Consider the following 25,248-nt stretch of genomic DNA (forward strand, 5'->3'; position numbering starts at 1 on the left):
TTCATTCCTCCATTATCTTGAACATTTCACCTAATACTCGGATTTCGTCTAAAATTCCCTCTATGTGTTCAAGGCTTGTCATTGGATTCAATAGTGTCATTTTTAAATATACCTGTCCGTCAAAACGCGTTTTCGCTAAAAATGCCCGTCCGCTTTTCAGTAATTCTTGCTGAATCTGTTTATTTAATAGATTTACTAACTGATCACTTTCTCCCTCGAGATTATAACGGAATACAACCGCATTCAATTCAGGTTCTTTATTTAATACTGTGAATCCTTCCTCCTTATCGATCTTCGCTGCCACTTCACGTGCAAGATGACAAGTATAGTCGATCATTTCGGCAAAGGTATCCAGTCCAACGACCTTCAATGACATCCAGAGTTTCAATGCGTCGAACCTTCTCGTCGTTTGAACCGATTTATTGACTAAATGAACCATGCCCTCGGCTTCATCTTCCTGAGGATTCAAGTAATCGGCGTGATGCTGGATATATTGAAATGAGTTGCTGTCAGAGACAAGAAAAGCACCACAACTGATGGGTTGATAGAATAATTTGTGAAAATCAACCGTAATCGAGTCGGCCCGTTCAATTCCGCTGATTAACTCTTTGTAATCCTTACTTAAAATCATCGCGCCTCCATATGCGGCGTCCACATGCAGCCATATCCCATTTTTCCTTGCAGCTTCGGACAATTCGTGTAATGGATCGATTGAACCGAAATCCGTTGTTCCACAAGTTGCAACGATGGCAAATGGCAGTAAACCCTGTTCCTCTAAAATCGACATTTGATGATTTAATTCATCTATGGACAGACGGTGATTTGAATCCGTTTTAATCGTGACTACAGCCTGTTCACCAAGCCCCAGCTGTGCCGCTGATTTACGGACCGTAAAGTGGGCAGCCTCGGAGCATAAGATCCGCAACTTTTTCGCCTCGGCTGGCAAACCTTGCTGCTGAACATCCACACCCCAGAAACGCTTACAATAAGCGTCCCTCGCCAATAGCAGTCCCATATAATTAGATTGGGTTCCACCGCTTGTGAAAATCCCATCCGCTTGTTCAGGTAACCCCACCTGGCTGCACAGCCAATCTATTAAACGCTCTTCAACGAAGGTGGCCGCCGAGCTTTGGTCCCATGAATCCATGGATTGATTCAACGTACCTATAATCATTTCGGCAGCCACGGCAGGTATTAATGTCGGGCAATGCAAATGTCCTATACAAGTAGGGCTGTGTACATTGATGCTGTCGTTAATAACAAACTCTGCCAGCTCATCCGCTACTGCTTCCATTGTCTTCCCTTTTAGAGAAGCAATGGACAGCTCGTTTAATCTTGCCTCGATTTCATACGGTTTTTTCCCAGAGTATGGTGAATCGTTCCCCTTTAAAAAGTCCGTCAGCTTTTTTTCAATGATTTTTAATGACTGGCTGTAGTTATTGAAACCTTCTTCGTTATTCAAGAACAATCGAGAATAAGCAAAATCCGTTTTATTTATCATTTCGATCATTGATCATTCACCCTCTTGCAACAGCTGCACGAACAGCTTGTTCAAAAATTGCAGTGGCTTCGCGAAGCTGGGATTCCGTTACGATCAATGGAGGCAAGAATCTCACAACACTTCCATGTCTGCCGCCAACCTCCAGAATCAACCCTCTTTGAAAGCATTCCTGTTGAATGGCACTGGCAAGTTGCGAATTAGCAGGATGGCTTCCATTCGCATTTTGCGGTTCTTCATGATTGATCATTTCCACACCGACCATTAATCCCCGGCCCCTGACATCACCGATCTGCTTAATATCTTTTTGCAAATCTTTAAGAATATCCTTTAATATTTCTCCCATTTTAGCGGCATGCTCCACAAGATTCGTCTCTTTCATGTATTTTAAAGTAGCCGTTCCTGCTGCCATTGCCATTTGATTTCCGCGGAACGTACCGATATGTGCACCTGGTGACCATAGGTCAAGCTCTTTGTTATAAATCACCACCGATAATGGAAGACTTCCGCCTATTGCTTTGGATAGTACAAGAACATCCGGAACGATTCCTGCATGTTCAAAGGCAAACATTTTCCCTGTACGGCCGATACCTGATTGAACTTCGTCGATAATTAGCGGAATGCCCTTCTCTTTCGTTATTCTCCTGATTTCCTTAAGCCATGGAATTGGAGCTGGAATGGAGCCTCCCTCACCTTGTACTGCCTCTAAAATCATTCCTGCTGGCGGCAATAATCCGGATTCAGGATCGTTCAATAGATTTTCGATATACTGGCTGCTGATTTTATGGCTTTCTTCTCCGCCTATTCCAAAAGGACAGCGATATTGGTAAGGATACGGCAGGAATTGTACATCTGGGATTAACCCTTGTATTTTTTCCTTTGGTTTTGTATTGCCGCTGATTGACATGGTTGCATGCGTTGCCCCGTGGTAAGCTCCTTGGAAGGATAAAATGCTTCTATTGCCTGTCGCTGTTTTTACTAGTTTAAGTGCTGCCTCAATGGCGTCTCCGCCAGTAGGACCACAGAATTGAATTTTTGCATTTTTCCTGAATTCCTCAGGCAGGCATTCAAAAATTTCATCGACGAACTGCTCTTTGATCGGCGTTGTAAAGTCCAATGTATGCAAAGGACGCTTGTCCTTAAGAATTTTTTCCATTGCTTCAAGCACTGCCGGATGATTGTGTCCAAGCGCTAATGTTCCAGCCCCCGCAAGAAAATCAATATATCGTTTTCCATCCATGTCTGTTAAGTAAATTCCCTCCGCTTGATCGATCGCCATGGGTAATCTTCTAGGATATGATCGTGCATTTGATTCCCTTGTATTTTGTTGTTCCAAAAGTTGATCATTTTTTGTAAGCGTGTTCGTTACCATAGTGAACCTCCATGTATTGAATTAATTGAGAATAATTATCATTATCATGAAATTCATTTTACTGATAATGATAATTATTCTCAATGAGTAAATTCACTCATTTTTCTGCTATTAAATTCCAATAAAATTAAGAAAAGGTTAAAACTGGGGCCTATTCTCTATTTATCTATTGAATATAAAAAATGTTCTTAAGGTTTTATTAAGATTCCATTTATAAGCTGAACGCAGTCAAAAATCATGGAAAAGGAGGAACGACAATGAACGGTTTAAAGGGAAGGCGGGAACTCAAACATGCAATCACCAAAGCGGATTGTCATTTATTAAGAAAAAATCTGCAAAACTTCATGAAGCTTGATCCCCATGGGCTTGATGGGAAATATTTAATTCGAAGTGTTTATTTCGACAACTTTGACAATAAAATCCTGAGGCAAAAAACAGAGGGGTTCTATCACAGGGATAAGTTCAGGGCTAGACTTTATGATCATAATGCGAATTTCATCAATCTAGAAAAAAAGAGTAAGCGGAATAACCTTACCTATAAACAGAAGTGCAGGCTTTCTGCTAGAGAATACGAACGGATTCGTTCAGGGGATATAGATTGGATGTCCGAGGATTCAAGGGATATCCTCAGGGACTTATACATTCAAATGACCCTTTTCCAAATCAAGCCTACAACCGTCGTTGACTATGAAAGGGAGGTATTCATCTATGAGTACGGAAATGTGCGGGTCACCTTTGACAGTAATGTGAAAACGAGCTATCGGAATACGGATTTCCTGAATCCCGAATTAATCATGGTCGATGCTTTAGACCCAGATTACGTAATCCTGGAAATAAAGTTTGACGAATTTCTTCCGGATATCATCAAACAATTGTTATCTATCATCGATACTAGAAAAACAGCTTTTTCAAAATACCAACTAAGCAGAAGATTCGGCTGATTGCAACAAACACATAAAATTTGGAGGAATAGAAAATGGATACGACGACCACCAACACCACTTTTAATGATATTTTCAAATCAAGCTTTTTGGACAAGACTGAGAGTTTTTCAATCATTGACTCCCTAATTGGATTACTGTTGGCATTTGCCATCGGATTGTTCATTTACGTCATTTATAAGAAGACCTTTTCCGGTGTGATGTACTCACACAATTTCAATATATCCCTCATCGTAATGACAATGGCCACGGCCTTGATCATCATGGGCATATCAACTAATATCGTTATCTCCCTTGGTATGGTCGGTGCCCTCTCCATCGTACGATTCAGAACGCCTATCAAAGATCCAATGGACTTGGTCTTCCTATTCTGGGCAGCGGCATCCGGGATTTTATGCGGGGCAGGACTAATTCCGCTGGTTATCATAGGTGCCATTTTAATAGGTATCGTGATGCTCATATTTGCCAATCGGATCACTGTTGAAAACCCATTTTTATTAATCGTTAAATATTCAGATGCATCAATTGAAAAAACGTTAGAAGAAATGATATCCAACAAGGTGAAAAAGCATTCCGTCAAATCGAAATCCGTCATGGCGGATAATAACCTCGAAGTGACATATGAAATTCGATTAAAAGATAATAATGCGGAATTCATAAATCAAGTCAAGGACATGAACAGCGTTCACTCTGCCATCATGTTAAGTTATGATGGCAACTTCACAGCTTAAGATAGATGGCGGACATAAAAATCCATGCCCACCCCTCTATATAAGACAACAGGAGGAAGGAGCCTTGACATGTTAAAAACAAGATATGTTGTAGCGACCAGTGGATTATTGATAATAATTTTTATAGCAGTGATGTTTTTCCTTCCCAATCTTCAAGTTGAAAAAGCTACTAAAGGAAATACTTATACAGAATCTGTTTTTGACCAAAGTAAGGTGACAACCGTGGATATAACATTGGCTGATGAGGATTTGGAATCCATCCTGGATAACCCCTCCGAAAAGGAAGTTGTTGCATCCGATGTGACCATTAATGGGGAAAAAGTTGAAAATGTAGGGTTTCGAACCAAAGGGAACCTTTCCTTAAACTCTGTTGTCCAAATGGAAGATTCGGAACGCTACAGCTGGAATATAGATTTTAATTACTATCAGACAGATCAAAATTTACACGGCCTGAAAGAATTCGATTTAAATAATAATTATAGTGATCCCACGTATATGAGGGAGTACCTTTCATATGAGCTTATGGAAAAGATGGGCATAGCAACTCCCGGACATTCCTATATGTACGTGACCATCAACGGAAAAGAATGGGGCTTGTATTTAGGCGTTGAATCTATTAATGAAACATTTTTGAATAATAACTTTCCATCTGGCAACGGTGACCTTTATTATCCTGATGGCACCGGAAGTGATTTAAAATGGATTAGTGATGATATTGATGATTATACAGGGTTGAACTTAAAAACAAATGAAAATTCTGATCAATCTGCCATGATCAAGATGCTTGATGCTATCAATAATGGCGGGGATTTGGAAGAAGTCTTGGATGTAGATGAAACATTACGCTACTTTGCAGCAAATACGGCCCTCGTCAACCTCGATCATTATCAAGGCACATTAAAGCATAACTACTATCTATATGAAGAGAATGGAATCTTTTCCATGCTTCCCTGGGACTATAATATGTCATTTGGAGGCTTTTCCGGAGGCGTCGGGCGACCGGCGGGCGCATCCGATCAAGAAAATAAAAGTGAAGTGACCGCTGACCAAAAAAATGGAGCGACGGCTGAGAGTAACGACGATGCTGATAAGCAGGATGACACGGAACTCCTTGGGGAAGCACCGAATATGAACGGTGGCGGAATGATGGATATGAGTTCGAATTTCATGAATGAAAATAATATCAACTTCAGCATTACCGAGCCTGTTTCAGGTACGGCCCTTGAAGATCGCCCTTTATTGAATGCCCTGCTTTCCAACGACGGGTATCGTGAAAAATATTATGATTATCTGGACGACATTGCTACAGATTTTTTCTCTGAAGAAAATATGACAGCAATGACCACTGAAATTTCCACATTAATCACACCATATGTGAAAAAGGATCCGACCAAGTTTTATACAATGGACGAGTATACAGAAGCAACGTCAGGCGAGGAAACCCTGGTTGACTTCGCTGTCCAACGTGCTGAATCCATCTTGGCGCAGCTTTCTGGAGACCTGGTTGTGGAAGCCGAGACAGAAAGCGGTATGGGCGGCGGAGCTCCTAATATGGGCGATGACGCAAATGCAGGCCAGCAACTACCAAACATGGGCGGCGGCGAGAATGGGGCTGCCATGCGGCCCCCTGACATGGACCGCGGCGGGAATGGTGCACCTCCAGGTATAAACGGGAACATGGGCCAAAAGGGGGCAAGTAACATTAGCTCCTCCAAAGATATGATCATTCTATCTTCCGTGCTACTAATCTTATTATTAGGTGCAATGGCTTTCGCCCTCTTCTTTAAACGAAGAGGTAAAAAAGGATAATAGACTATCCCCCTTCCATTCTAGAAAAAGGTGCAAAAGGGGGTTAGGAATGGTTCCATCCCTAAACATGATTAACTAGGGTATACTAATGTTTTTTTACTGTTTTTTGAAACCCCTACTAGATTGAAGAAATTTGCGGCACTCCTGCCGAATAACTGGCCAGCAAAGATCCCGCAGGCGCTTGCCGTGAGGAGGCTTGGCAGACAGTCGGCGGAAAGGAAGCGGATTTCTGAAAACACCTTGAAGTTTTTAAAGAAAACTGTAGGCAAACGTTTTTCTTCGAATTATCTATAGTCTGAGGTATCCCAAAATATTCGGGATACCTTTTTTATTGAATTGGCGCATGGTATTTTCCGGGTTATTCCTCCACGTTTGATTAATTTTTAACTGCTAATTAATATAAAATACCCTTATTTGGTATAAAATAGTAAAATAGAGAGGTAGATGAACCTCAATCAAGAGGATTGTTCACTTGTTTATCAATTGAATTTAGGGGGTAAAGATTTTCATTATTACTTTTTCCGATCGTACAGTTTCACTTTTGTTAAAAACGGGTCGGTGTCAGGGGGGAAACGGATGAAAAGAAATCATACGATGATGCAATTTTTTGAGTGGCATCTTGAGGCAGATGGTTCTCATTGGGAGAGATTGAAATTTGCAGCCTCCAAGTTGAAGGATATAGGAATTGACTGCGTTTGGCTTCCGCCAGTTACCAAAGGGCAATCCGTTGGGGATAATGGATATGGAATATACGACGGATACGATTTGGGGGAATTTGACCAAAAAGGAACAGTCCGTACCAAATATGGGACCAAAGATGAATTGCTGCAAGCAATAGACACCTGTCATAACTACGGGCTTTGCGTTTATATCGATTTAGTCATGAACCATAAAGCAGGAGCCGATGGTACCGAAAAATTTGAAGTGATTGAAGTCAATCCAGAAAACCGTATGGAAGATATCTCAGAACCATTTGAAATGGAAGGCTGGACAAAATTTGATTTTCCAGGCCGTAATAATAAATACTCTGATTTTAAGTGGAACCATACTCATTTTAATGGTACAGACTATGATGCCGAAAACGACAAAATGGGTGTATATCGAATCACAGGCGAAAACAAGCACTGGAATCAGCATGTCATCGATGAATTCGGAAACTATGATTATTTAATGTTTGCCAACATCGATTACAGCCTGCCGGAAGTTCGTCAGGAAATGATTAGCTGGGGAAAATGGATGGTTGATACGTTAAAGTGTGATGGTTTTCGTTTGGACGCCGTTAAACATATCGATTATGAATTCATCAATGAATTTCTCCAAGAACTCATTCCTTATACAAAGGAACATTTCTTCATGGTCGGCGAATTTTGGAAGGCGGATGTTAAAGCTTGTCAAACTTACTTAGAGCAAACCAAGCATGACCTCAACTTGTTCGATGTTTCCCTGCATTATAAATTTCATGAGGCCTCAAACGCAGGAACTGACTTCGACCTCTCAACCATCTTTGATGATACCCTCGTCCAAACCAATCCGGCACAGGCCGTCACTTTTGTCGACAACCATGACTCCCAGCCTCATGAATCACTGGAATCTTGGGTAAAGGACTGGTTCAAACCATCGGCATATGCACTCACCTTGCTTAGACTTTGCGGTTATCCATGTGTCTTTTACGGGGACTATTATGGAATCGGCGGGCCTTCTCCGGTGCCTGGGAAAAAGGACATTCTAGATCGCCTCTTATATGCTAGGTATGAAAAAGCATACGGGGAACAGACCGACTACTTTGATGATCCAAATACGATAGGCTGGGTCCGACACGGAGTTGAAGAGCTAGATGGCTCGGGGTGCGCCGTCATAATCTCGAATGGAGATCACAACAGTGAAAAAAGGATGTTCGTCGGTGAACATCGTGCCGGTGAAATCTGGAGTGATTTAACTTGTCATAGAGATGACCACATCACCATTGAAGAAGATGGTTTCGCGACCTTTCCCGTTCATGGGAAAAGCGTATCGGTTTGGGCCTTGAATAATCCACTCTAAAAAGGGAAAGCAAAGAACGGCATGTCATTTGCGGATATGCTGTTCTTTGCTGATGACACCACCCTCGAAGATTTGGAAATAAGTCTGTATGTCACATAGGTAAAGATAATTTTTCCATTTCAATTAACCATGGTAAGATAAGGGAAAAAGGAGTTGAAGGAAAAGTGAAAAATGAAATCATTGAAAGATTCACTTCTTATGTGAAAGTGGATACCCAATCGAATGAGGAAAATCCATCATGCCCCTCTACACCCGGACAGTTGACCTTGGCAAATGCATTGGTCAAGGAACTTCAATCCATTGGGATGAAGGAAGTGACAATTGATCAGAACGGATATGTCATGGCAACATTGCCAGCCAATTCAAATAAGGATGTCCCGACAATCGGTTTCTTGGCCCATGTCGATACAGCAACGGATTTCACTGGAAAAGATGTAAAACCGCAAGTCATTGACAACTATGATGGCAAAGATCTTACTTTACATGAAAAATTGGATGTCATTCTTTCACCTGATGATTTTCCTTCGCTTAAGAACTATATAGGGCATACCTTGATTACAACGGATGGGACAACCCTGTTGGGAGCAGATAATAAGGCTGGAATTGCTGAAATCATGACTGCCATGGATTATTTGATCCAGCATCCGGAAATCAAGCATGGAAAAATCCGTGTTGCTTTTACTCCCGATGAGGAAATCGGCAGGGGACCCCATAAGTTTGATGTAGATGCTTTTGATGCCCAATTTGCCTACACCGTGGACGGTGGGCCACTTGGAGAACTTGAATATGAGAGCTTCAATGCAGCATCGGCCAAAATCCTGATCAAAGGGACGAATATTCACCCTGGTACGGCTAAAGGAAAAATGGTCAACTCGTCCAAAATCGCCATGGAATTCCACAATAAACTCCCAGTGGCAGAAGCACCGGAATATACGGAAGATTACGAAGGATTTTATCATCTGATTTCATTTCACGGTGATGTGGAAGAGACCAAGCTTTCTTATATCATCAGGGATTTCGACCGCCAAAAATTCAATGAACGCAAGGAATATATAACAAAAGTAATCGAAGATTTAAAAGAAAAATATGGGCAAAACCGTATCCAGCTTGAATTACACGACCAATACTTCAACATGAAGGAAAAAATTGAGCCCGTGAAGGAAATCGTGGATATTGCCCACGAAGCAATGGAGAAACTCGATATAAAACCAAAAATTTCGCCAATACGCGGTGGTACGGACGGTTCTCAATTATCGTATATGGGCCTGCCAACACCCAACATCTTTACGGGCGGGGAGAACTTCCATGGCAAATATGAATTTATTTCCGTCGATAATATGATCCTGGCCACTAAGGTGATCGTTGGCATTGCATCGCTTTTTGAAGAAAAAGCAAAGTAGCTTGATACGAAATGTCTTTATTGAAAAACCCCCCGACTCCAAGTCTGGGGGTTTTTCATCCAATATTAAGCGCGACTCCAGTGACGGTGCTTGGCAATTGCCTCGATAAAGGCAGTACCACTATTATTATCCGTAACAGCTACAATGCCTGAGGCTGGATCATTGGAAACGATGCCTGCCTTCGATAAGATCTCGGCTCCTTCTTTTCCTGCACCAATCGCTTTGAAATGATTGTAGGCTTCATCAACAAAGTAAATTGGTTCCTTGGATGCCTTTAAAGCATCGACACTCTCCTGGCCTCCTGCCACATATACAGCATCGAAAAGTACCGAATCGGCTGTCAGGAATGTCTGATTCACCTCGGCCTGCTGTCCTTCAGAACTTGTAATCACTCCACGATTAAGACTGATGATTTCAGCCGTTATCCCTGCCGATTTAAATGATTCCAAGACTTGATTAACCTCTGACCCGTTGAAACCATCTGCAGCCAAGATTGCCACTTTCCTTGTTGCGGCCGTGTTCACTTTCATTTGCTCCTGGCTTAAAGCCGGAGAAGCCAAATCCATTTTGACCTCGCTTTTATTGGCTGGAGGATTCACGCCCACTCCAATAGCGATCGTTTTAGCCAGTTCGACATCCACATTGCTGAACATCTCGACGATTTGCTGCTGAACGTCCTTACTTTTCACTTTTCCCACTTCAAAGTGGAAAGCCTGAATAATATGCTCCTTCTCCACTTCCGTCATGCTATTCCAAAATAATTTAGCCTGGCTATAATGATCCTTGAAGCTTTCACTGCGTTGTCGGACCTTCCTGCCATCGACTTTTTCCTGGTAATGTGCATAGCCACCCTCCTCTTCCGAAGCAGGTTCGGGGGAGTTGCCTACAAGGGAATTTTTGTGGTAGCTGACCTGTCCTGGATTTATTGACATTCGGTGCATGCCATCGCGCTGATTATTATGAACGGGGGCAACCGTCCTATTAATCGGAAGCTCATGGAAATTCGGTCCTCCCAATCGGGATAGCTGGGTATCGGTGTAGGAGAATAAACGTCCCTGGAGCAGCGGATCATTTGAAAAATCAATACCCGGTACGACATGCCCCGGATGGAATGCTATCTGTTCCGTCTCTGCAAAAAAGTTATCCGTATTTTGATTCAATACCATTTTTCCGATTATTTTCACCGGGACCTGTTCTTCAGGCCATAGTTTAGTAGGATCTAGGATATCAAAGTCGAATTTGAATTCATCTGCCTCCTTAATCATTTGCACGCCAAATTCAAATTCAGGATAATTTCCGGTATCTATCGCTTCCCACAGATCTTGGCGGTGAAAGTCAGGATTCTTCCCTGCGATTTTCTGTGCCTCATCCCAGACAAGGGATTTAACTCCCAATACAGGCTTCCAATGGAATTTAACGAAATGGGCCGTGCCTTGTTCATTTACAAAACGGAATGTGTGGACACCAAACCCTTCCATCATCCGGAAACTTCTCGGTATGGCCCTATCAGAAAGATGCCACATGACCATATGAGCCGTTTCTTCATTGTTGGCGACGAAGTCCCAAAAAGTATCATGGGCAGACGCAGCCTGAGGTATTTCGTTATGAGGCTCCGGTTTAACCGCATGAATTAAATCCGGGAACTTAATGGCATCCTGGATAAAAAATACCGGAATATTATTTCCGACCAAATCATAGTTTCCTTCCTCAGTATAAAACTTGGTGGAAAATCCCCTTACATCACGGACCGAGTCTGCCGATCCGCGGGAACCTGCCACCGTGGAGTAACGAACGAATACTGGTGTCTTGACTGAAGGGTCTTGAAGAAACTTGGCTTTTGTAAATTCGGCCATCGGTTCATATACCTGAAAATATCCATGAGCACCAGATCCACGGGCATGGACAATCCGCTCAGGAATACGCTCATGGTCAAAATGAGTCATTTTTTCCCGGAAATGAAAGTCCTCCATCAAAGTCGGACCACGTGTTCCCGCTTTTAAAGAATGCTCATCCTCAGAAATACGCAAACCTTGGTTAGTCGTCATCTTTTTCCCATTATCGTCCACTCGATATTGATCCAACTGCCGCTGCTTACTTTGCTCATCGATTCTTCCGTTTTCATTTGCTTTTGTCATCCCACTCATTCCCCTCCATGTCTAAGAATTCAGATTAAATCGTGTTGTATGTATTTATTTAATTCGAAATAATTGCGTTATCCTTCCTCATATACCACTCTATTTTGACGAATAAACAGAATTCAGAAAAAGAAACTTCACGGTGTAGGTCTGTCCTGGGGTAAGTCAAATTATTTCTGGGTAGTTATCAAAACGTATAAAAATCTAAGCCTATCTAATAGTTTTCTAATTAAATAATCACTAGAAAAGAGCAATATTATATAGACTAAATACCTAATATTAATAATTTTTCTTCATATTTTTATTGTAAATATAAAACTTGCTGCATTTTTTTAGTACAAATGTATTATTATAACTATAATACTCCATTAACCAAATTTATTGAAAAGGAGGGTATAATTATATGAAAAAACTCTTTATATCAAATGTTATAAATTTTACTATTTTTATTTTTTTATTATCAACGGTTGGTGAACCATTTTTAGCTTTTGCTAAAAATGATTCATTAGAAGATTTTAGAGAACATTTTGAGGATGAGCCATTTTTAGAAGATTTAACTTTTAATGATTTTAATAAGTTAAGTGATTCCGAGATTGAAGATTTAGGAGTAAATACAGATAATGGTGCTGATGAATTTAACCATGAAATACTAGATGAAAATTTTGATTTTGAAGCTTCGGTTGATAATTTAGATATATCAAAAATGAATGAATTTGAAAAAAAAGAATTTATAAAAACAATTGAAGAAGCAGCAGCAATTTCTGGTACTGAGGAAGTTGAGTTATTAGAAAAAGCACTTATAGGTATTTTTGATGGAAATTCAGAAACATTTAATGATTTAAAGGCTGCTCAAGAACAATTAGAAGAAAACTATGTTGAAAAGTTAGAATCTGAAGAATTAGTTTTTTACTCTAAGGCAAAAAAGTTACTTTTTGGTTCAGATAAAGTATATGCATCTAATAAACAAAAAGGAAAAGTAAGAGTTGGTGTTTACTTTGCAGGTTCTGTTTTCAATGTAGCAATAGGTGGAGTAAGTTGGCGGGGGTGTAAGTGCAGTAAAAAGTTATATTAAGAAGAAAGGAAAAAAAGCAGCTACCGAAGGAATATCAAGGGTTGCTACAGCTCAAGCAAAGAAGCTTGGAATTCAAACAGTAAGAGGAGTTGCTATAGCAACAGTAATTGGTGGTGCTGTCAGTTTTGCTTTAGACTATGCAGATGTTGGTGTAGCCATAGCAAAATTTTTAGATTCTAAGGATTGGTATAAAAATAATGGGTGGATTGATATAACAAAATGAAGTATTTAAGATATTTATTATATTTAATTATTACGAGTGTAGCGTTCTATTATGTATCCATGTCCATAACTCAGGATAAAAGTTTGGTAGGAATCATAATAGGTTTTATAATAATGTTTGTAATTGTTTTCCCAATGATGTATTTAGAATTTATAAAATTTCAAAAAAAATAAAAGAAGCTTTTTTAGCAATAAAAAAGTGGTGGAAGTTTACTCTCAAAACTTCCACCACTTTTTTTGTTCCAGGTATAGAAGTTAACCAATTTTAATTGGTTAACCTTGTTTAGATAAGCTTCCGCTTCTTTTTCATTCAATACCTTTTACTTCTTAAAAGCCTCTGAAACCTTCAAAAGTTTGCCTTTTACTTTCGTATTTTTCATCACTTTCAAGACAAGCGGTCCCTTTTCATTCAATATTTCCACATAAGAAACATTATCCTGAATCGTAATGATCCCGATGTCCTCTGCATTTACTCCATCAATCTTTGCGATGGTTCCGACAAAATCCACAGCCCTGAGTTTCTTTTTCTTGCCGCCATTAAAATACAGCTTCATGATTTGTTTATTCAATTGTTCACTTTTATCTTTTTTGATTTTTGGACGAGCTTCCAGTTTCGCTTCAAATTCCATTTTTTTATTGGAGACTTCCTCTTTTGAAGGAACAGTCATCTTAGGGATTTCAAAACCGATATATCCTTGAATCTCAGCAAGGAATTTGTCTTCGTACGGCGTCACAAATGTAATGGCTTTTCCTTTTTTACCGGCACGGCCCGTTCTTCCAGTTCGATGTACGTAACTTTCCTTTTCCATTGGCAGGTCATAGTTAATCACATGGGTTATATTGTCGATGTCAATTCCGCGTGCAGCAACATCTGTCGCAACCAAATAGCGGAATTCACCTCTTCTGAATTCATTCATCACTGCAAGGCGATCTTCCTGAAGCATGCCGCCGTGTATCATATCACACGGATATTCCAGTTCCAGCAGCTGTTCACATACTTGGTCTACCCTATCTTTCGTCCGGCAGAAAATGATGCAGCTATCGGGGTTTTCCGTGATGGTGACGTCTCTAAGCAAGGAAAACTTGTCGTCTTCCTTCACTTCTATAAGAGCATGTTCAATCTTCTCCGTCGTTACACCCTTTGCTTTGATTTCAATATCCAAAGGATCTTTCATATATTGCTTGCATAGTTTTTTTATACTCTCAGGTAACGTAGCAGAGAACAGCATGGTTACTCGATCTTTCGGAAGCTCTTTAATAATGGCTTCCACTTGTTCAATGAAGCCCATATTCAGCATTTCATCGGCTTCATCAATAACCAAATGGGTTAAGCGTTCCAAGGCGAATGTCCCTTTCTCGATATGATCCAGGACACGCCCCGGGGTTCCAACGACTACATGGCTTTTTTGTTTCAATTCCGCTTTTTGCAGTGCGAATGGATGTTTTCCATAAACCGCAGTAGCCTTTATCCTTTTAAATCTGCCTATATTCGTAATATCCTCTTTTACTTGTACAGCCAACTCACGTGTCGGTGTTAAAATAAGCGCCTGAGGCTTATTCTCCTCCCAATCGACCATTTCGCAGATCGGTATGCCAAATGAAGCGGTCTTGCCACTTCCCGTTTGGGATTTAACGACAAGATCCCTCTTTTCCAGCGCCACTGGTATCACTTCACGCTGTACTTCTGTTGGACGCTGATATCCCAAGCTTTCTAATGCCCTTACAATTTCATCGCTTAATGTATAATCAGTAAAACTCAATTCATTCATATGACAGCCTCTTTTGTTGTTTAGTATGTTGCTTTATTGTTTCCATAATCGTAATTTCCTTATACAAGGTTCTATTATACGCGATATGCATCGATAAACCTTGTAATAACCAAATTCAAATGCCTTTTTTAATATAATGAAACATCCGTCTTCATTAAAAAAATGGTCATCTGGATATCATGATCTGAGTCAATCAAAATGGACCCTGCTTCTTCCAATATGCTAAAATATGTATGATATAAAAGCCTAAATAGGGTGTAGTTTCTAAACCGATGTCCAAAGGGAGTGCTGATTTATGATAATCGTAACGAATAGAATCAGAGTCAAAAAAGGGATGGGTGCAGTCATGGCCCCAGGATTTACTGCGCCAGGTCCACTTGATACTACGGAAGGCTTCGTAAAAGTAGAAGTATTATTAACGCAGAATTTGTCGGACCACGATGAACTGAGCGTAAATATGTACTGGGAAAACCTTGATAACTTTACTGCTTGGAGAAATAGCGATGCATTCAAAGCTGCACATAAACGGCCTGAACCAGGTTCCGGTGAAGCAAAAAAAGAATCTCCAATTCTAGGCAGCGAGCTTACAACGTATGAAGTCGCCTCGGTAAAGGAAATAGCTAAATAATAAAATCATGCCAAAGAGGCCGCGAAATATGCGGCCTCTTTTTGTTGTTTTCTCTTAGTGATTACTGGGCTTCGGCTTTCTTGATTTGCTTGCTTCTAAGCTGGCCGCAAGCTGCATCAATATCCGTTCCATGTTCTTGGCGGATTTTACAATTTACGCCTCTCTTTTTCAGCGTATCATAAAACGAGAGAACGGACTCTTTTTCACTTCTTTGGTATTGACTATGCTCATCTACAGGATTGTATGGAATCAGGTTGACATAGAGCCGATGTTTTTTGTCCTCAAGAAGATTGGCGAGTTGCTCGGCTTCTTCTTGGTGGTCATTGACATCTTTCAATAGGATATATTCAATCGTAATTCTCCTATTCGTTTTCTCTAAATAATAATCAAGAGATTTCATCAATTTTTCTATCGGAATAGCTCGGTTTATTTTCATGATCCGTGTCCTGAGTTCATTATTCGGTGCATGCAATGAGATGGCCAGATTCACCTGTAATTGGGTATCAGTGAAATCATAAATCTTATTGGCAAGACCGCTCGTCGAAACAGTAATACGCCTAGCAGCGATAGCAAGACCCTTATGGTCCATGAGTACCTTCAAAAAGTCTATCATATTTTCAAAGTTATCGAACGGCTCACCAATACCCATTACAACAACATGGCTAACAACATCCCCTTGTTCCAATTTATCCAGATGCAGTTGAACGTTCATGATTTGTTCCACTATTTCGCCGCTGGATAAATCGCGGCTTTTGGCCAATAATCCACTGGCACAGAAACTGCAGCCAATATTGCAGCCCACTTGGGTGGTGACACAAACCGAAATTCCGTATTTATGCCTCATCATGACGGTTTCGATAAGGTTTCCATCCTGTAATTTAAACAAGAACTTGATCGTTCCATCCGCTGATTCTTGCTTAACGTGCTCAGTCAAAGTCTGGATGACAAAGTGCTCTTCAAGTAATTTTATGCACTCTTTATTAACATCCGTCATTTCAGAGAAATTCGTCACACGTGTTCTATAAAGCCACTCCCAGACTTGGGAAGCTCTGAATTTTTTATGGCCATGGTCCGAAAGCCATGATGTCAATTGTTCGAATGTTAAACCATAAATGGACTCTTTATTCATTCGTTACCCTCTTTTCATTACATTAAGATTTAATATTTTAACCCATTAACCTTACGGGGAATTTCCCCGGAATTAGTTCCATCATTTATGATATGGTTCATTTCTATTTATCCGAAAAGCCCGATATATTTGCTCCACTAGAACCAATTTCATTAATTGATGCGGAAAGGTCATTTTCGAGAAGGAAAGGGCATAATCACTTCTTGATAACACCTCAGTGCCAAGCCCAAGCGACCCGCCAATAATAAAGGCAATTTTGCTCTTTCCATAGGTGGCGAGCTGATCCAAATGAGTGGCCAGCTGCTCTGAAGTAAGCTGTTTTCCATTGATTTCAAGCGTTATTACGTAGGTGTCCGGGCTGACTTTCGCCAGGATTCGTTCACCCTCCTTTTGCTTTACAATGTCCATGTCCGCTGCACTCAGGTTCTCCGGAGCTTTTTCATCCGGTACTTCGACAAGTTCTATATTAGCATAGGCGCTTAACCTTTTTGTATATTCAGCAATTCCTTGCTTTAAGTATTTTTCCTTTAGCTTGCCAACAGTAATAATCGTTATTTTCATATATATCCTCTAGCTTTCATTATGTTTTTACTATCAATTGTTGGATTTGCCTACCTATTATCATACCTTACAGTGACCTATAAGCAAAACAAGCATATCCTTTCCAATTTTTAATGCTTTTAAAATAAAAACCGCTGCCCCTGAAAGCGGCAACGGTAACTTTCATTATTTTTTAATGTGTATTGAAGAAATTGGGCTGGACTTAGTTCAGATCCGATAAAGAATTATGTTGCTTATTCGTACAACCAAAAGCTTGAATCTAAACCATTCCACCCGCCGCTTCATTCTTCGGAAAATGTTAAGAACAGGTTAAGAACATGTTACGAACATGTTATCCACAATAGTTATCCACATATCCACAAAATCTATCCACATCTTGTATGGGAATATTAGTTCCCTACTAGATATATTGCCACGTTTCGACAATATTCACAGGTTGTTGATAACTGATTTTCTTCGGGAACCAGCGTTAAAACAGGATAGGTTTCACATTCGTATACCACTTCATCCAGCGCCATGTCCACGTGTTCCTGACAGCAATATAATTTCATCCTTCATATCTCCTTTCCCACTCATTATTCCCAGTACTTCTATTCCCAATTATCCACAAGTTACTTGAGATCTTTAATTTAAGTATATATCCACAGGTAATCGTAACAAAAAATAAGAAAATCGCAAGGAAATAGAAAGGACAGGAGGCATTTTTTTCCCCCTGTCCTTTTGTGCTTTTAAATTTCGCTGCTTGAAAGTTTGACTTCCGTAGTTTCTTTCTTTCCGTCACGGTAATAAATGATTTTAACTTTATCACCGATTTTCTTTTCGTTGTAAAGGTATTTTCGTAATTCCACAACGTCATGAATTTTTTCATTATCCATTCCAACAATGACGTCAAATTCCTTCAATCCTGCTTTGGATGCTGGAGAGTTGCTTTGAACGCCTGTTATTGCAACGCCAAATGTAACTTTTCTTGGTAACTTTAATGTATTTTGTTGATGGTATTGGGAAATCTCTTCTACAGATGCCAAATTCACACCCAAGAAGGCACGTTTCACTTCACCAAATTCCTCTATATCATTAATAATCGGTATAACTGAATCGATCGGAATGGAAAGACCGATTCCTTCCACTGCATTTTCCGCAATCTTCATCGAATTTATTCCGATGACCTGCCCTGACATATTAACGAGTGCCCCCCCGCTGTTACCTGGGTTAATCGCCGCATCGGTCTGGATGACCTCCGCGTTCCAATCCACTTGTCCGTCCTCATTGATATCCACCTCTATTGTACGCTCCAATCCGGAGATGATCCCTTGTGTGATCGATCCAGAGAATTGGAGGCCTAATGGATTACCAATGGCAATTACGGGCTCACCAGGTTTCAATTTGCCGGATTTTCCGAATTCAGCAATGGTTTTGATTTTATCGCCATTCACGACAATGACAGCTAAATCTGTCCATGGGTCACTACCTTGTAGTTCAGCTGGCAATTTAGTGCCATCACTTAATGTCACTTCCAATTCATTAGCGCCTTCAATGACGTGATTATTCGTGACGATATAGGCTTTGCCCCCATCTTTTTTGTAGACGACTCCAGAACCAGTGCCGGCTTCTGCCGAACTGTCCTCGGCGTTGGTCCCTTGACTCCAGAAGTTCGTTTCCTGAATGTTAGTGATCCCGACCACTGCGTCGCTGGCCTTATCAACAGCATTGGTGACAGCACTTGTTACATCAAGAGTAAGGTTTTGCTGGGACTGCTCCGCGGGCTCATTCTCTGTTGATTTCCCCGTTGTAATTTCGTTATCATCGTTATTTAACAACCCACTTCCCGGTAAAATAAGTAAGGCCCCGATAATGACGCCCCCCAAGCCTGCTAGAAAATAGCCCGTATAGCCTCTTTTCCGTTTATTTTGGTTCTCATCATTCTGATCATAATAACCCAAGACCGCCCCATCCTCTCATTTTAGGAATAAATTATAGCAATTCTATTGTTTGGTATCCTCCCTCAATTATACTCAATTACCGAATTTTTTCTAAAAAAATGAATGCTTTTATTTAAGGGGAAACGTAAAATTGACTAGTATACAGCCATTTTCTTTTTACCTATACAGTTCTAACCAAACGGTACCCCTTTTAATCCGATTCGTAACTTACGAACTGAAATTTTTAAAAATAAAAAAGGAATGAACAAGGATATCCCTCATCCATTCCTTTTATTTATAACGTAACAAGTTCCGTTGGTCTTTTCGGGTCTGTATCATATAAGGAAAATTGTTCGCCAACGATGATCCCCTTTGTCTTTAACGTCTGTTCCACCGACATTCTTGCTAGATCCTTCATATTGTTATCAAGGCTTAAGTGGGCCAAGTAAATCCGCTTGGTCTTATCACCGGCCACTTCACTCATTGCAAGGGCAGCGTCTTCATTACAAACATGTCCGACATCGCTTAAAATCCGGCGCTTGATGCTCCATGGATATTTTCCCATCCTCAGCATGGACACATCATGGTTACTTTCAAATACGTAAGCATCGGCATTCGAGATGATTCCCTTCATCCGATCACTTACGTACCCTGTATCGGTTATGACCACAAGTTTCTTATCCTCATGATGAAAGACGTAAAACATCGGCTCTGCCGCATCATGTGAAACGCCAAAAGATTCTATATCAAGACTGCCGAACGTTTTGACCTGTTCCATTTCAAATGTGAATTTTTGTTCGGTTGCAATTTCACCGATTGATCGATCCATGGCATTCCATGTTTTTGCATTCGCATATATCGGGAGTTTATGTTTTCTGGCAACCACGCCAAGACCTTTAATATGGTCGCTGTGTTCATGGGTAACAAGGATACCGGATAGCTTCGACATATCACGGCCTATATCCTGAAACAATGCTTCCAGGGCTTTACCGCTTAAGCCGGCATCGACAAGGAATGATTGATCCTCCGTTTCCACGAAAAAGGCATTTCCTGTACTCCCGCTTGCGAGAACACTAAAATGCATTGTCATCTTTACTCACTCCAGTATTTTTTCTTCTGTATTCAATTCAATGACCTCTCCATCAAAAGCATTCACGAAGAGATCCGTTTCGTCATCAATGACCACCCACCATGTTGGCACAAGTAAATGTGACACAGATGTCGTTTGCAGCGAATTGTAAAAGCCCAGTTTCACATTCGTGACTTTGCTTTTGGGATCAATATCACCATTATCATACAATTCTCCAATAGCATTTAAAGCAGATACCAATTCTTTTGGTTTATTGAATTTTTTGATTCCCTCTAAATACATCTGTTCATAGGAAACGATTTCGCCCTTCTTGTTCAGATATAAAGTGACCTTCCCCTTACTATTATTAAAAAACATCTTTTTATCTGCCACTTGATAGCAGATGATAGTCTGGTTGATTTCATCATAGCTCCAAAAATGATACTCACTTCCATTTAAAATATACTCCTTCAGGAATATATCAAGGTCTGCAGCATGAACTTCCGCTTTCATGCCAACCGGTGTTTTAAATGTACCCACAAGCTTCTTATCATCGATGATTTTTGCTTTTTGGTTTTTCAGGTGCTCAATATCCTTCTTCTCGAAAGTCTTGCTTTGGGCAATCAGGAATTGATCCTTCAACTTTTGTTTCGGAAGTGGGGTTTCTATTGAAATCTCATCTTCTTTCAACAGTTCTTCCGTTGAGGACTCCGTGAAACTTTCATATTGGGAGTCATTAATCTTTTCCAGGAATTGATAAAGTAGAAAAATATTCAAAACGAAGAAAACCATGATGAAAATCGACTTTGTATTATTCCAATCCACTTTGATCGCCTCCCGTATCTTCTTCAGGCACCATAAACCATTTATCGCCGATACGATAATACCAAGTAGGCTCAAGTGTAACTAGTGTTACAAGTTTGGAATCGAGGGATTTATTCAGTTTATAGCCAATCGAGATGTCCTCCACGCTTTTGAAATCGATATTATCTTTCGATTTCAGCTTATTCAATACTTCTTTACCGCTTGGTAAAATTACTACCGCTCCTTCTGACGGGAGGACTGAGTCAAGTGAAAAGTATGGGCGGTCATAGCTATAAATTTCTTCTTTCCCCCAAATTTGCTCGATTTCTGTCATTCCCGATTCATTGAAGGTCGGATAACCATTTACGAATAAGCGGAATACCACTCGCTGTTCATTCTCCGACATATAGGCAAAGCGGTAATTGTTATTTTCCCAACCTGCATGGTCATTGATGAAATCGATGCTTTTTTGCAAAAGGTCACTGGAACTGTCAAATTGCTTGCTCTTTTGTGCCGGATTGATATAAGAAATTAGGTAATTCTCTTTATTGACCGTCATAAGTCTTGTTCCATCCGTGTATTCCTCACCGACCGAAACGGATTCCTGGCGTACGAACTTCGGATAATTAAATAATGCATTTTTCAAGTTTCCAATATCCAAATCGTCAATATAATATTCAAGTTTGTTGATCTCAACTGGGTTTTCCGGGACGAAGAGCGTCTTTTTGCTGTTTATGATTTCGGCCGTGTATTCAGGGTGCTTATCGTAAGAACCCCTATAAAATGAATCCATGAAATTCCTTAGTTTTTTAGAGTCGACCATCCCTTGATAAATCTTCTCTTGATCGTAGGAAACAAAATAAACGGCAGATTCCTTACCACTGATACCCTTTTGTTTAATGATGATTCGATCAAAAGAAAACTTAGGCACTTCCTTATCCGTTATATTCAATACCGTTTTATAAAGGGCAATAGGAATATCATCGGAAAATTCGATTTCAATCGATCCATCTTCATGGACAAAATCGTCAAATTTCCTTTGCAGCCTTTTTACGGATACCTCTTTTATGCCGCTGAAACGCCATTGCGAGAATTCTTTTTCCATTTCATTTATTTCTACCGGATTGGAAGTCTGGAAATGCTGCCCATTGCCATGGAAAAGGATACTGACTGGTTTAATGACATCACTGACAATCTGGACATCGCTTTTAATCTTTATAAATTCCGACGATTGTTCAAATTGATCATATTCAGGCTCGTATGTCCAAATGCTCCATGTCAAAAAAATGCTTGTCCCAACCAAAATAATCAGTATGATGCTTTTTGCACGTTCAAAATTCATGACCAATCATCCTCTTCTTCCTGTTCGTAAGGAAGTGTAAAGAACACCGTAGTTCCTTTTCCATCCACACTTTCCGCCCATATTTTCCCGCCATGCGCCACGACCATCTCTTTTGCAATCGCTAAACCAAGCCCTGTCCCGCCTAAGTTACGGGCCCTTGCTTTATCCACACGATAGAAGCGATCGAATATTTTATCAATGACGTTTTTCGGGATACCCACTCCTTGATCTGTAATGCTCACAATGATAAAGCCATCAGATGCCCTGACGCGGAAAGTCACTTGACCCCCTTCAGGTGAGTACTTTAATGAGTTGGAGATTACATTATAGAGAACCTGGGTAATTTTATCTTCATCAATATCCACAAAATAAGCTTCCTTCGGCAAATCACGTTTAAACGTGATGTCATCATTTTTCGTCATTTCAAAACGATCGATGATGTGGTCATAGAATTTATTGAAATTCACCCAGCCTGTTTTAAGCCTGTAATCTTTACTATCCATTTTCGAAAGCTGTAACAGATCATTAACAAGCCTGATCATTCGCTCCGTTTCATTTTGGGTCACACTTAAAAAGGATGGAGCGATTTCCTCGTCCTTCCATGCACCTTCAGCCAATGCTTCCAGGTAACTTCTCATCGTCGTTAACGGTGTTCGCAGTTCATGTGATACATTGGCAACAAACTCCCTGCGTTCGCTCTCGATTTTTTCCTGCTCTGTTATATCATGCAAAACAGTAATCAAACCATTGACGAATCCCGTTTCCTTTTGAATGACCGAAAAGTTCCCCCTCAAAATGAAAGGCCGATTTTTTTTGCTGTAATCAAGGATAATGGAATCTCGCTCTTCCAGTAAATCCTCAAATTTATATTCTTCTTCAAGACCTAAAACCTCAATGATCGGTTGGTTCATGACGGTTTCACTCGAGACATTCAATAATTGTGCCGCCGGTTCATTAATCAAGTTCACCCGACCGCGTCTGTCCGTTGAAATTACGCCATCCGTCATATTGGAAAGTACAGAAGAAAGCTTGCGCCGCTCTCCTTCTGTGCTTGATTGCGACTCTTGAAGCTTTTTGGTCAAATTATTGAAAGTGACGGCAAGCTGACCAATTTCATCATCGCCATATACCCTAACTTTTCTGGAGAAATTCCCTTTCGCCATCACCAGGGCCTGTTTTCTCATATCGGACATTGGCCTTGTGATCGTTCGTGCGAGCAGGATCCCCAAGATGGCCGTAATGACCAAGGCGATGGCCGTACCCGTCATGAAGATACTATTGATTTCATCCATCTGCTCAAAGACATTTTCCATCTCTGCTATTACATAGACGGCGCCAATGACCTCCCCATTTGCTTCAATAGGTGTCGAAAGGACCCAGAGCCGCCTGCCTTTGTCCCGAAATATATCACTATCTTCTTTTCCATAAATGAGCGTATTCTTAATAAGGACCTCTGTTGTCTTCTTCCCTACAATATCCTGGTTACTTGGGGCTGAAGTCCCGATCACGCGTCTGCTGCGGGTGTCGATGACACGTACTTCCGAAATATCATTCGATGAATTATCCCGGTCTTTCAATATCGTATCAATCGCTTCTTCGAGGGTCGGATCTTCCTCTCCCCTCTCTTTTTCCATTTCTTCACCAATACTGTAGGTAAGCAGGTTAACGTGACCTTTTATTGATTTCGTAAAGTTCCCGACAAGATTTTCTTCCAATTCCCCAACAAAATATACTCCGATTATTTGCATAGCTACGAAAATGAGCAATACATAAATCAGAACAAATTTAAAATGAATTGAGCGAAAAAAACCAACCTTTTTCATAGAAACTACTCCTGTTCAGGGTTACGCAGGTAATAACCGACCCCTCTTCTAGTTACAATCCAGCCAGGATGGCTTGGATTGTCTTCAATCTTCTCACGAAGACGTCTGACCGTTACATCGACCGTCCGCACATCACCAAAATAATCATAGCCCCACACGGTTTGTAATAAGTGCTCCCTTGTCATGACCTGACCGATGTGCTTCGCTAAGTAATGAAGCAACTCAAATTCGCGATGCGTTAATTCAATCGTATCGCCCCGCTTGGATACCACATAGGCATCCGGATGGATAGTGAGCGTTCCTATCGTAATTTCCTTCGGTTCATTTTCTTGATCGGGAACAGGAACAGCTTGCTGACGTCTTAGGTTCGCCTTAACGCGGGCAATTATTTCCCGGGTACTAAATGGCTTTGTCACATAGTCGTCTGCACCAAGCTCCAATCCTAAGACCTTATCAATCTCTGAATCTTTTGCCGTTAACATGATGATCGGCGTTTCATACTTCTTCCTTACTTCCCTGCAAACTTCCATGCCATCGCGCTGCGGCAGCATGATATCAAGTAAAATCAAATCGGGTTGCCGTTCTTCTACCATTTTGAGGGCTTCATTGCCATCATAAGCACAAAAAACTTCATAGCCTTCTTTTTTCAGATTGAATTGTAATATATCAGCAATTGGCTTTTCGTCATCCACTACCAGAATCTTTTTATCCATGTACTTATCTCCTTTTTAATAACTGAACTGAATCTATTAAAAACCATGTCCTTATCCGGGACCTTATTCACTTTTCCTTCTGCTTGCACAACCCGGCAACCTAGTTTTAGCAAAGTTACATATATATACCCAATAAAAGGGGCTGAACACCGGAATGAAAGCAAATTGTCTCTATTCTACTTTATCATTTTATAGGCATTAAATCACCTTTTTCCTATTATTCTCATCTATGTATGTAGCAAAGAAGTCTTCGAATAATTTTCGAAGACTT

20 protein-coding genes are annotated in these 25,248 nt (G+C 40.5%); 7 read left to right on the forward strand and 13 right to left on the reverse strand.

What is annotated here, in order from left to right; all coding sequences use genetic code 11:
- Position 1 precedes the first annotated feature (1 nt).
- Entirely contained in the window at positions 2 to 1,510 is a 1,509-nt protein-coding gene (locus MKY17_RS27860) for an aspartate aminotransferase family protein (RefSeq protein WP_286176931.1), read from the reverse strand.
- A gap of 7 nt (positions 1,511 to 1,517) precedes the next feature.
- Entirely contained in the window at positions 1,518 to 2,870 is a 1,353-nt protein-coding gene (locus MKY17_RS27865; RefSeq protein ID WP_098370299.1) for an aspartate aminotransferase family protein, read from the reverse strand.
- Positions 2,871 to 3,127: 257 nt separating this feature from the next.
- Between MKY17_RS27865 and MKY17_RS27870 the strand changes: the two genes are divergently transcribed.
- From MKY17_RS27870 to pepT, 5 genes are all read left to right on the forward strand, one after another.
- Positions 3,128 to 3,811 (forward strand): polyphosphate polymerase domain-containing protein, encoded by a 684-nt coding sequence (locus MKY17_RS27870; RefSeq protein WP_098370300.1) that lies wholly within the window; start codon positions 3,128 to 3,130, stop codon positions 3,809 to 3,811.
- Between the two features lie 35 nt (positions 3,812 to 3,846).
- The gene (locus tag MKY17_RS27875) at positions 3,847 to 4,542 is read left to right on the forward strand and encodes a DUF4956 domain-containing protein (protein WP_098370301.1); all 696 of its coding nucleotides are present in this window, start codon (positions 3,847 to 3,849) and stop codon (positions 4,540 to 4,542) included.
- Between the two features lie 69 nt (positions 4,543 to 4,611).
- Complete coding sequence (locus MKY17_RS27880) at positions 4,612 to 6,351, forward strand: CotH kinase family protein (RefSeq protein ID WP_098370302.1); 1,740 nt, start codon at positions 4,612 to 4,614, stop codon at positions 6,349 to 6,351.
- A 576-nt stretch (positions 6,352 to 6,927) separates the two neighbouring features.
- Positions 6,928 to 8,391: an alpha-amylase gene (locus MKY17_RS27885; protein WP_098370303.1), complete on the forward strand. Its 1,464-nt coding sequence runs from the start codon at positions 6,928 to 6,930 to the stop codon at positions 8,389 to 8,391.
- A gap of 164 nt (positions 8,392 to 8,555) precedes the next feature.
- Positions 8,556 to 9,791 carry a peptidase T gene (pepT, locus tag MKY17_RS27890; protein WP_098370304.1) on the forward strand — a complete coding sequence of 412 codons (1,236 nt, stop codon included), beginning with the start codon at positions 8,556 to 8,558 and terminating at the stop codon, positions 9,789 to 9,791.
- A 65-nt stretch (positions 9,792 to 9,856) separates the two neighbouring features.
- On the opposite strand, the gene MKY17_RS27895 is transcribed toward pepT, so the two are convergent.
- Positions 9,857 to 11,926: a catalase gene (locus MKY17_RS27895; protein WP_098370305.1), complete on the reverse strand. Its 2,070-nt coding sequence runs from the start codon at positions 11,924 to 11,926 to the stop codon at positions 9,857 to 9,859.
- A gap of 403 nt (positions 11,927 to 12,329) precedes the next feature.
- Between MKY17_RS27895 and MKY17_RS27900 the strand changes: the two genes are divergently transcribed.
- On the forward strand, positions 12,330 to 12,998 hold the full coding sequence (locus tag MKY17_RS27900; RefSeq protein WP_098370306.1) for a hypothetical protein: 669 nt from the start codon (positions 12,330 to 12,332) through the stop codon (positions 12,996 to 12,998).
- A 542-nt stretch (positions 12,999 to 13,540) separates the two neighbouring features.
- On the opposite strand, the gene MKY17_RS27905 is transcribed toward MKY17_RS27900, so the two are convergent.
- Complete coding sequence (locus MKY17_RS27905) at positions 13,541 to 14,989, reverse strand: DEAD/DEAH box helicase (RefSeq protein ID WP_098370307.1); 1,449 nt, start codon at positions 14,987 to 14,989, stop codon at positions 13,541 to 13,543.
- A 295-nt stretch (positions 14,990 to 15,284) separates the two neighbouring features.
- Between MKY17_RS27905 and MKY17_RS27910 the strand changes: the two genes are divergently transcribed.
- A complete protein-coding gene (locus MKY17_RS27910; protein ID WP_063234288.1) occupies positions 15,285 to 15,617 on the forward strand; it encodes a heme oxygenase in 333 nt (110 codons plus the stop codon).
- 61 nt (positions 15,618 to 15,678) lie between these two features.
- Here MKY17_RS27910 and rlmN read toward each other — a convergent pair whose 3' ends face one another.
- The 9 genes from rlmN to yycF all read right to left on the reverse strand — a co-directional run bounded on the left by rlmN (position 15,679) and on the right by yycF (position 24,977).
- On the reverse strand, positions 15,679 to 16,746 hold the full coding sequence (gene rlmN / locus MKY17_RS27915) for a 23S rRNA (adenine(2503)-C(2))-methyltransferase RlmN (RefSeq protein ID WP_098370308.1): 1,068 nt from the start codon (positions 16,744 to 16,746) through the stop codon (positions 15,679 to 15,681).
- An 81-nt stretch (positions 16,747 to 16,827) separates the two neighbouring features.
- Positions 16,828 to 17,307 (reverse strand): 23S rRNA (pseudouridine(1915)-N(3))-methyltransferase RlmH, encoded by a 480-nt coding sequence (gene rlmH, locus MKY17_RS27920; RefSeq protein ID WP_098370309.1) that lies wholly within the window; start codon positions 17,305 to 17,307, stop codon positions 16,828 to 16,830.
- A gap of 389 nt (positions 17,308 to 17,696) precedes the next feature.
- A complete protein-coding gene (locus MKY17_RS27925; RefSeq protein WP_065310847.1) occupies positions 17,697 to 17,858 on the reverse strand; it encodes a CxxH/CxxC protein in 162 nt (53 codons plus the stop codon).
- Between the two features lie 177 nt (positions 17,859 to 18,035).
- Positions 18,036 to 19,247, reverse strand: coding sequence for a S1C family serine protease (locus MKY17_RS27930; RefSeq protein ID WP_098370310.1), 1,212 nt, complete (start codon positions 19,245 to 19,247; stop codon positions 18,036 to 18,038).
- Positions 19,248 to 19,521: 274 nt separating this feature from the next.
- Positions 19,522 to 20,316: an MBL fold metallo-hydrolase gene (locus tag MKY17_RS27935; RefSeq protein ID WP_076368488.1), complete on the reverse strand. Its 795-nt coding sequence runs from the start codon at positions 20,314 to 20,316 to the stop codon at positions 19,522 to 19,524.
- A gap of 6 nt (positions 20,317 to 20,322) precedes the next feature.
- Positions 20,323 to 21,120 carry a two-component system regulatory protein YycI gene (gene yycI, locus MKY17_RS27940; protein ID WP_098370311.1) on the reverse strand — a complete coding sequence of 266 codons (798 nt, stop codon included), beginning with the start codon at positions 21,118 to 21,120 and terminating at the stop codon, positions 20,323 to 20,325.
- Positions 21,107 to 22,441, reverse strand: coding sequence for a two-component system activity regulator YycH (gene yycH / locus MKY17_RS27945; protein WP_098370312.1), 1,335 nt, complete (start codon positions 22,439 to 22,441; stop codon positions 21,107 to 21,109). The genes yycI and yycH overlap by 14 nt, the downstream gene beginning before the upstream one ends.
- Positions 22,438 to 24,264 carry a cell wall metabolism sensor histidine kinase WalK gene (gene walK, locus MKY17_RS27950; RefSeq protein WP_098370313.1) on the reverse strand — a complete coding sequence of 609 codons (1,827 nt, stop codon included), beginning with the start codon at positions 24,262 to 24,264 and terminating at the stop codon, positions 22,438 to 22,440. The genes yycH and walK overlap by 4 nt, the downstream gene beginning before the upstream one ends.
- Before the next feature lie 5 nt (positions 24,265 to 24,269).
- Positions 24,270 to 24,977 carry a response regulator YycF gene (gene yycF, locus MKY17_RS27955; RefSeq protein WP_034316131.1) on the reverse strand — a complete coding sequence of 236 codons (708 nt, stop codon included), beginning with the start codon at positions 24,975 to 24,977 and terminating at the stop codon, positions 24,270 to 24,272.
- Positions 24,978 to 25,248 lie beyond the last annotated feature (271 nt).

It is taken from the genome of Peribacillus sp. FSL P2-0133 (assembly GCF_037975445.1).
Classification (GTDB): domain Bacteria; phylum Bacillota; class Bacilli; order Bacillales; family DSM-1321; genus Peribacillus; species Peribacillus simplex_E.

What these genes read in the sequence shown, in the direction of transcription:
- MKY17_RS27875 (WP_098370301.1), top strand. Translation starts at nt 3,847, where the DNA reads ATGGATACGACGACCACCAACACCACTTTTAATGATATTTTCAAATCA.
- MKY17_RS27865 (WP_098370299.1), bottom strand. Translation starts at nt 2,870, where the DNA reads ATGGTAACGAACACGCTTACAAAAAATGATCAACTTTTGGAACAACAA.
- MKY17_RS27860 (WP_286176931.1), bottom strand. Translation starts at nt 1,510, where the DNA reads ATGATCGAAATGATAAATAAAACGGATTTTGCTTATTCTCGATTGTTC.
- MKY17_RS27925 (WP_065310847.1), bottom strand. Translation starts at nt 17,858, where the DNA reads ATGAAATTATATTGCTGTCAGGAACACGTGGACATGGCGCTGGATGAA.
- MKY17_RS27900 (WP_098370306.1), top strand. Translation starts at nt 12,330, where the DNA reads ATGAAAAAACTCTTTATATCAAATGTTATAAATTTTACTATTTTTATT.
- MKY17_RS27935 (WP_076368488.1), bottom strand. Translation starts at nt 20,316, where the DNA reads ATGACAATGCATTTTAGTGTTCTCGCAAGCGGGAGTACAGGAAATGCC.
- yycF (WP_034316131.1), bottom strand. Translation starts at nt 24,977, where the DNA reads ATGGATAAAAAGATTCTGGTAGTGGATGACGAAAAGCCAATTGCTGAT.
- MKY17_RS27905 (WP_098370307.1), bottom strand. Translation starts at nt 14,989, where the DNA reads ATGAATGAATTGAGTTTTACTGATTATACATTAAGCGATGAAATTGTA.
- MKY17_RS27880 (WP_098370302.1), top strand. Translation starts at nt 4,612, where the DNA reads ATGTTAAAAACAAGATATGTTGTAGCGACCAGTGGATTATTGATAATA.
- rlmN (WP_098370308.1), bottom strand. Translation starts at nt 16,746, where the DNA reads ATGAATAAAGAGTCCATTTATGGTTTAACATTCGAACAATTGACATCA.
- MKY17_RS27885 (WP_098370303.1), top strand. Translation starts at nt 6,928, where the DNA reads ATGAAAAGAAATCATACGATGATGCAATTTTTTGAGTGGCATCTTGAG.
- walK (WP_098370313.1), bottom strand. Translation starts at nt 24,264, where the DNA reads ATGAAAAAGGTTGGTTTTTTTCGCTCAATTCATTTTAAATTTGTTCTG.
- MKY17_RS27870 (WP_098370300.1), top strand. Translation starts at nt 3,128, where the DNA reads ATGAACGGTTTAAAGGGAAGGCGGGAACTCAAACATGCAATCACCAAA.
- MKY17_RS27910 (WP_063234288.1), top strand. Translation starts at nt 15,285, where the DNA reads ATGATAATCGTAACGAATAGAATCAGAGTCAAAAAAGGGATGGGTGCA.
- yycH (WP_098370312.1), bottom strand. Translation starts at nt 22,441, where the DNA reads ATGAATTTTGAACGTGCAAAAAGCATCATACTGATTATTTTGGTTGGG.
- rlmH (WP_098370309.1), bottom strand. Translation starts at nt 17,307, where the DNA reads ATGAAAATAACGATTATTACTGTTGGCAAGCTAAAGGAAAAATACTTA.
- MKY17_RS27895 (WP_098370305.1), bottom strand. Translation starts at nt 11,926, where the DNA reads ATGACAAAAGCAAATGAAAACGGAAGAATCGATGAGCAAAGTAAGCAG.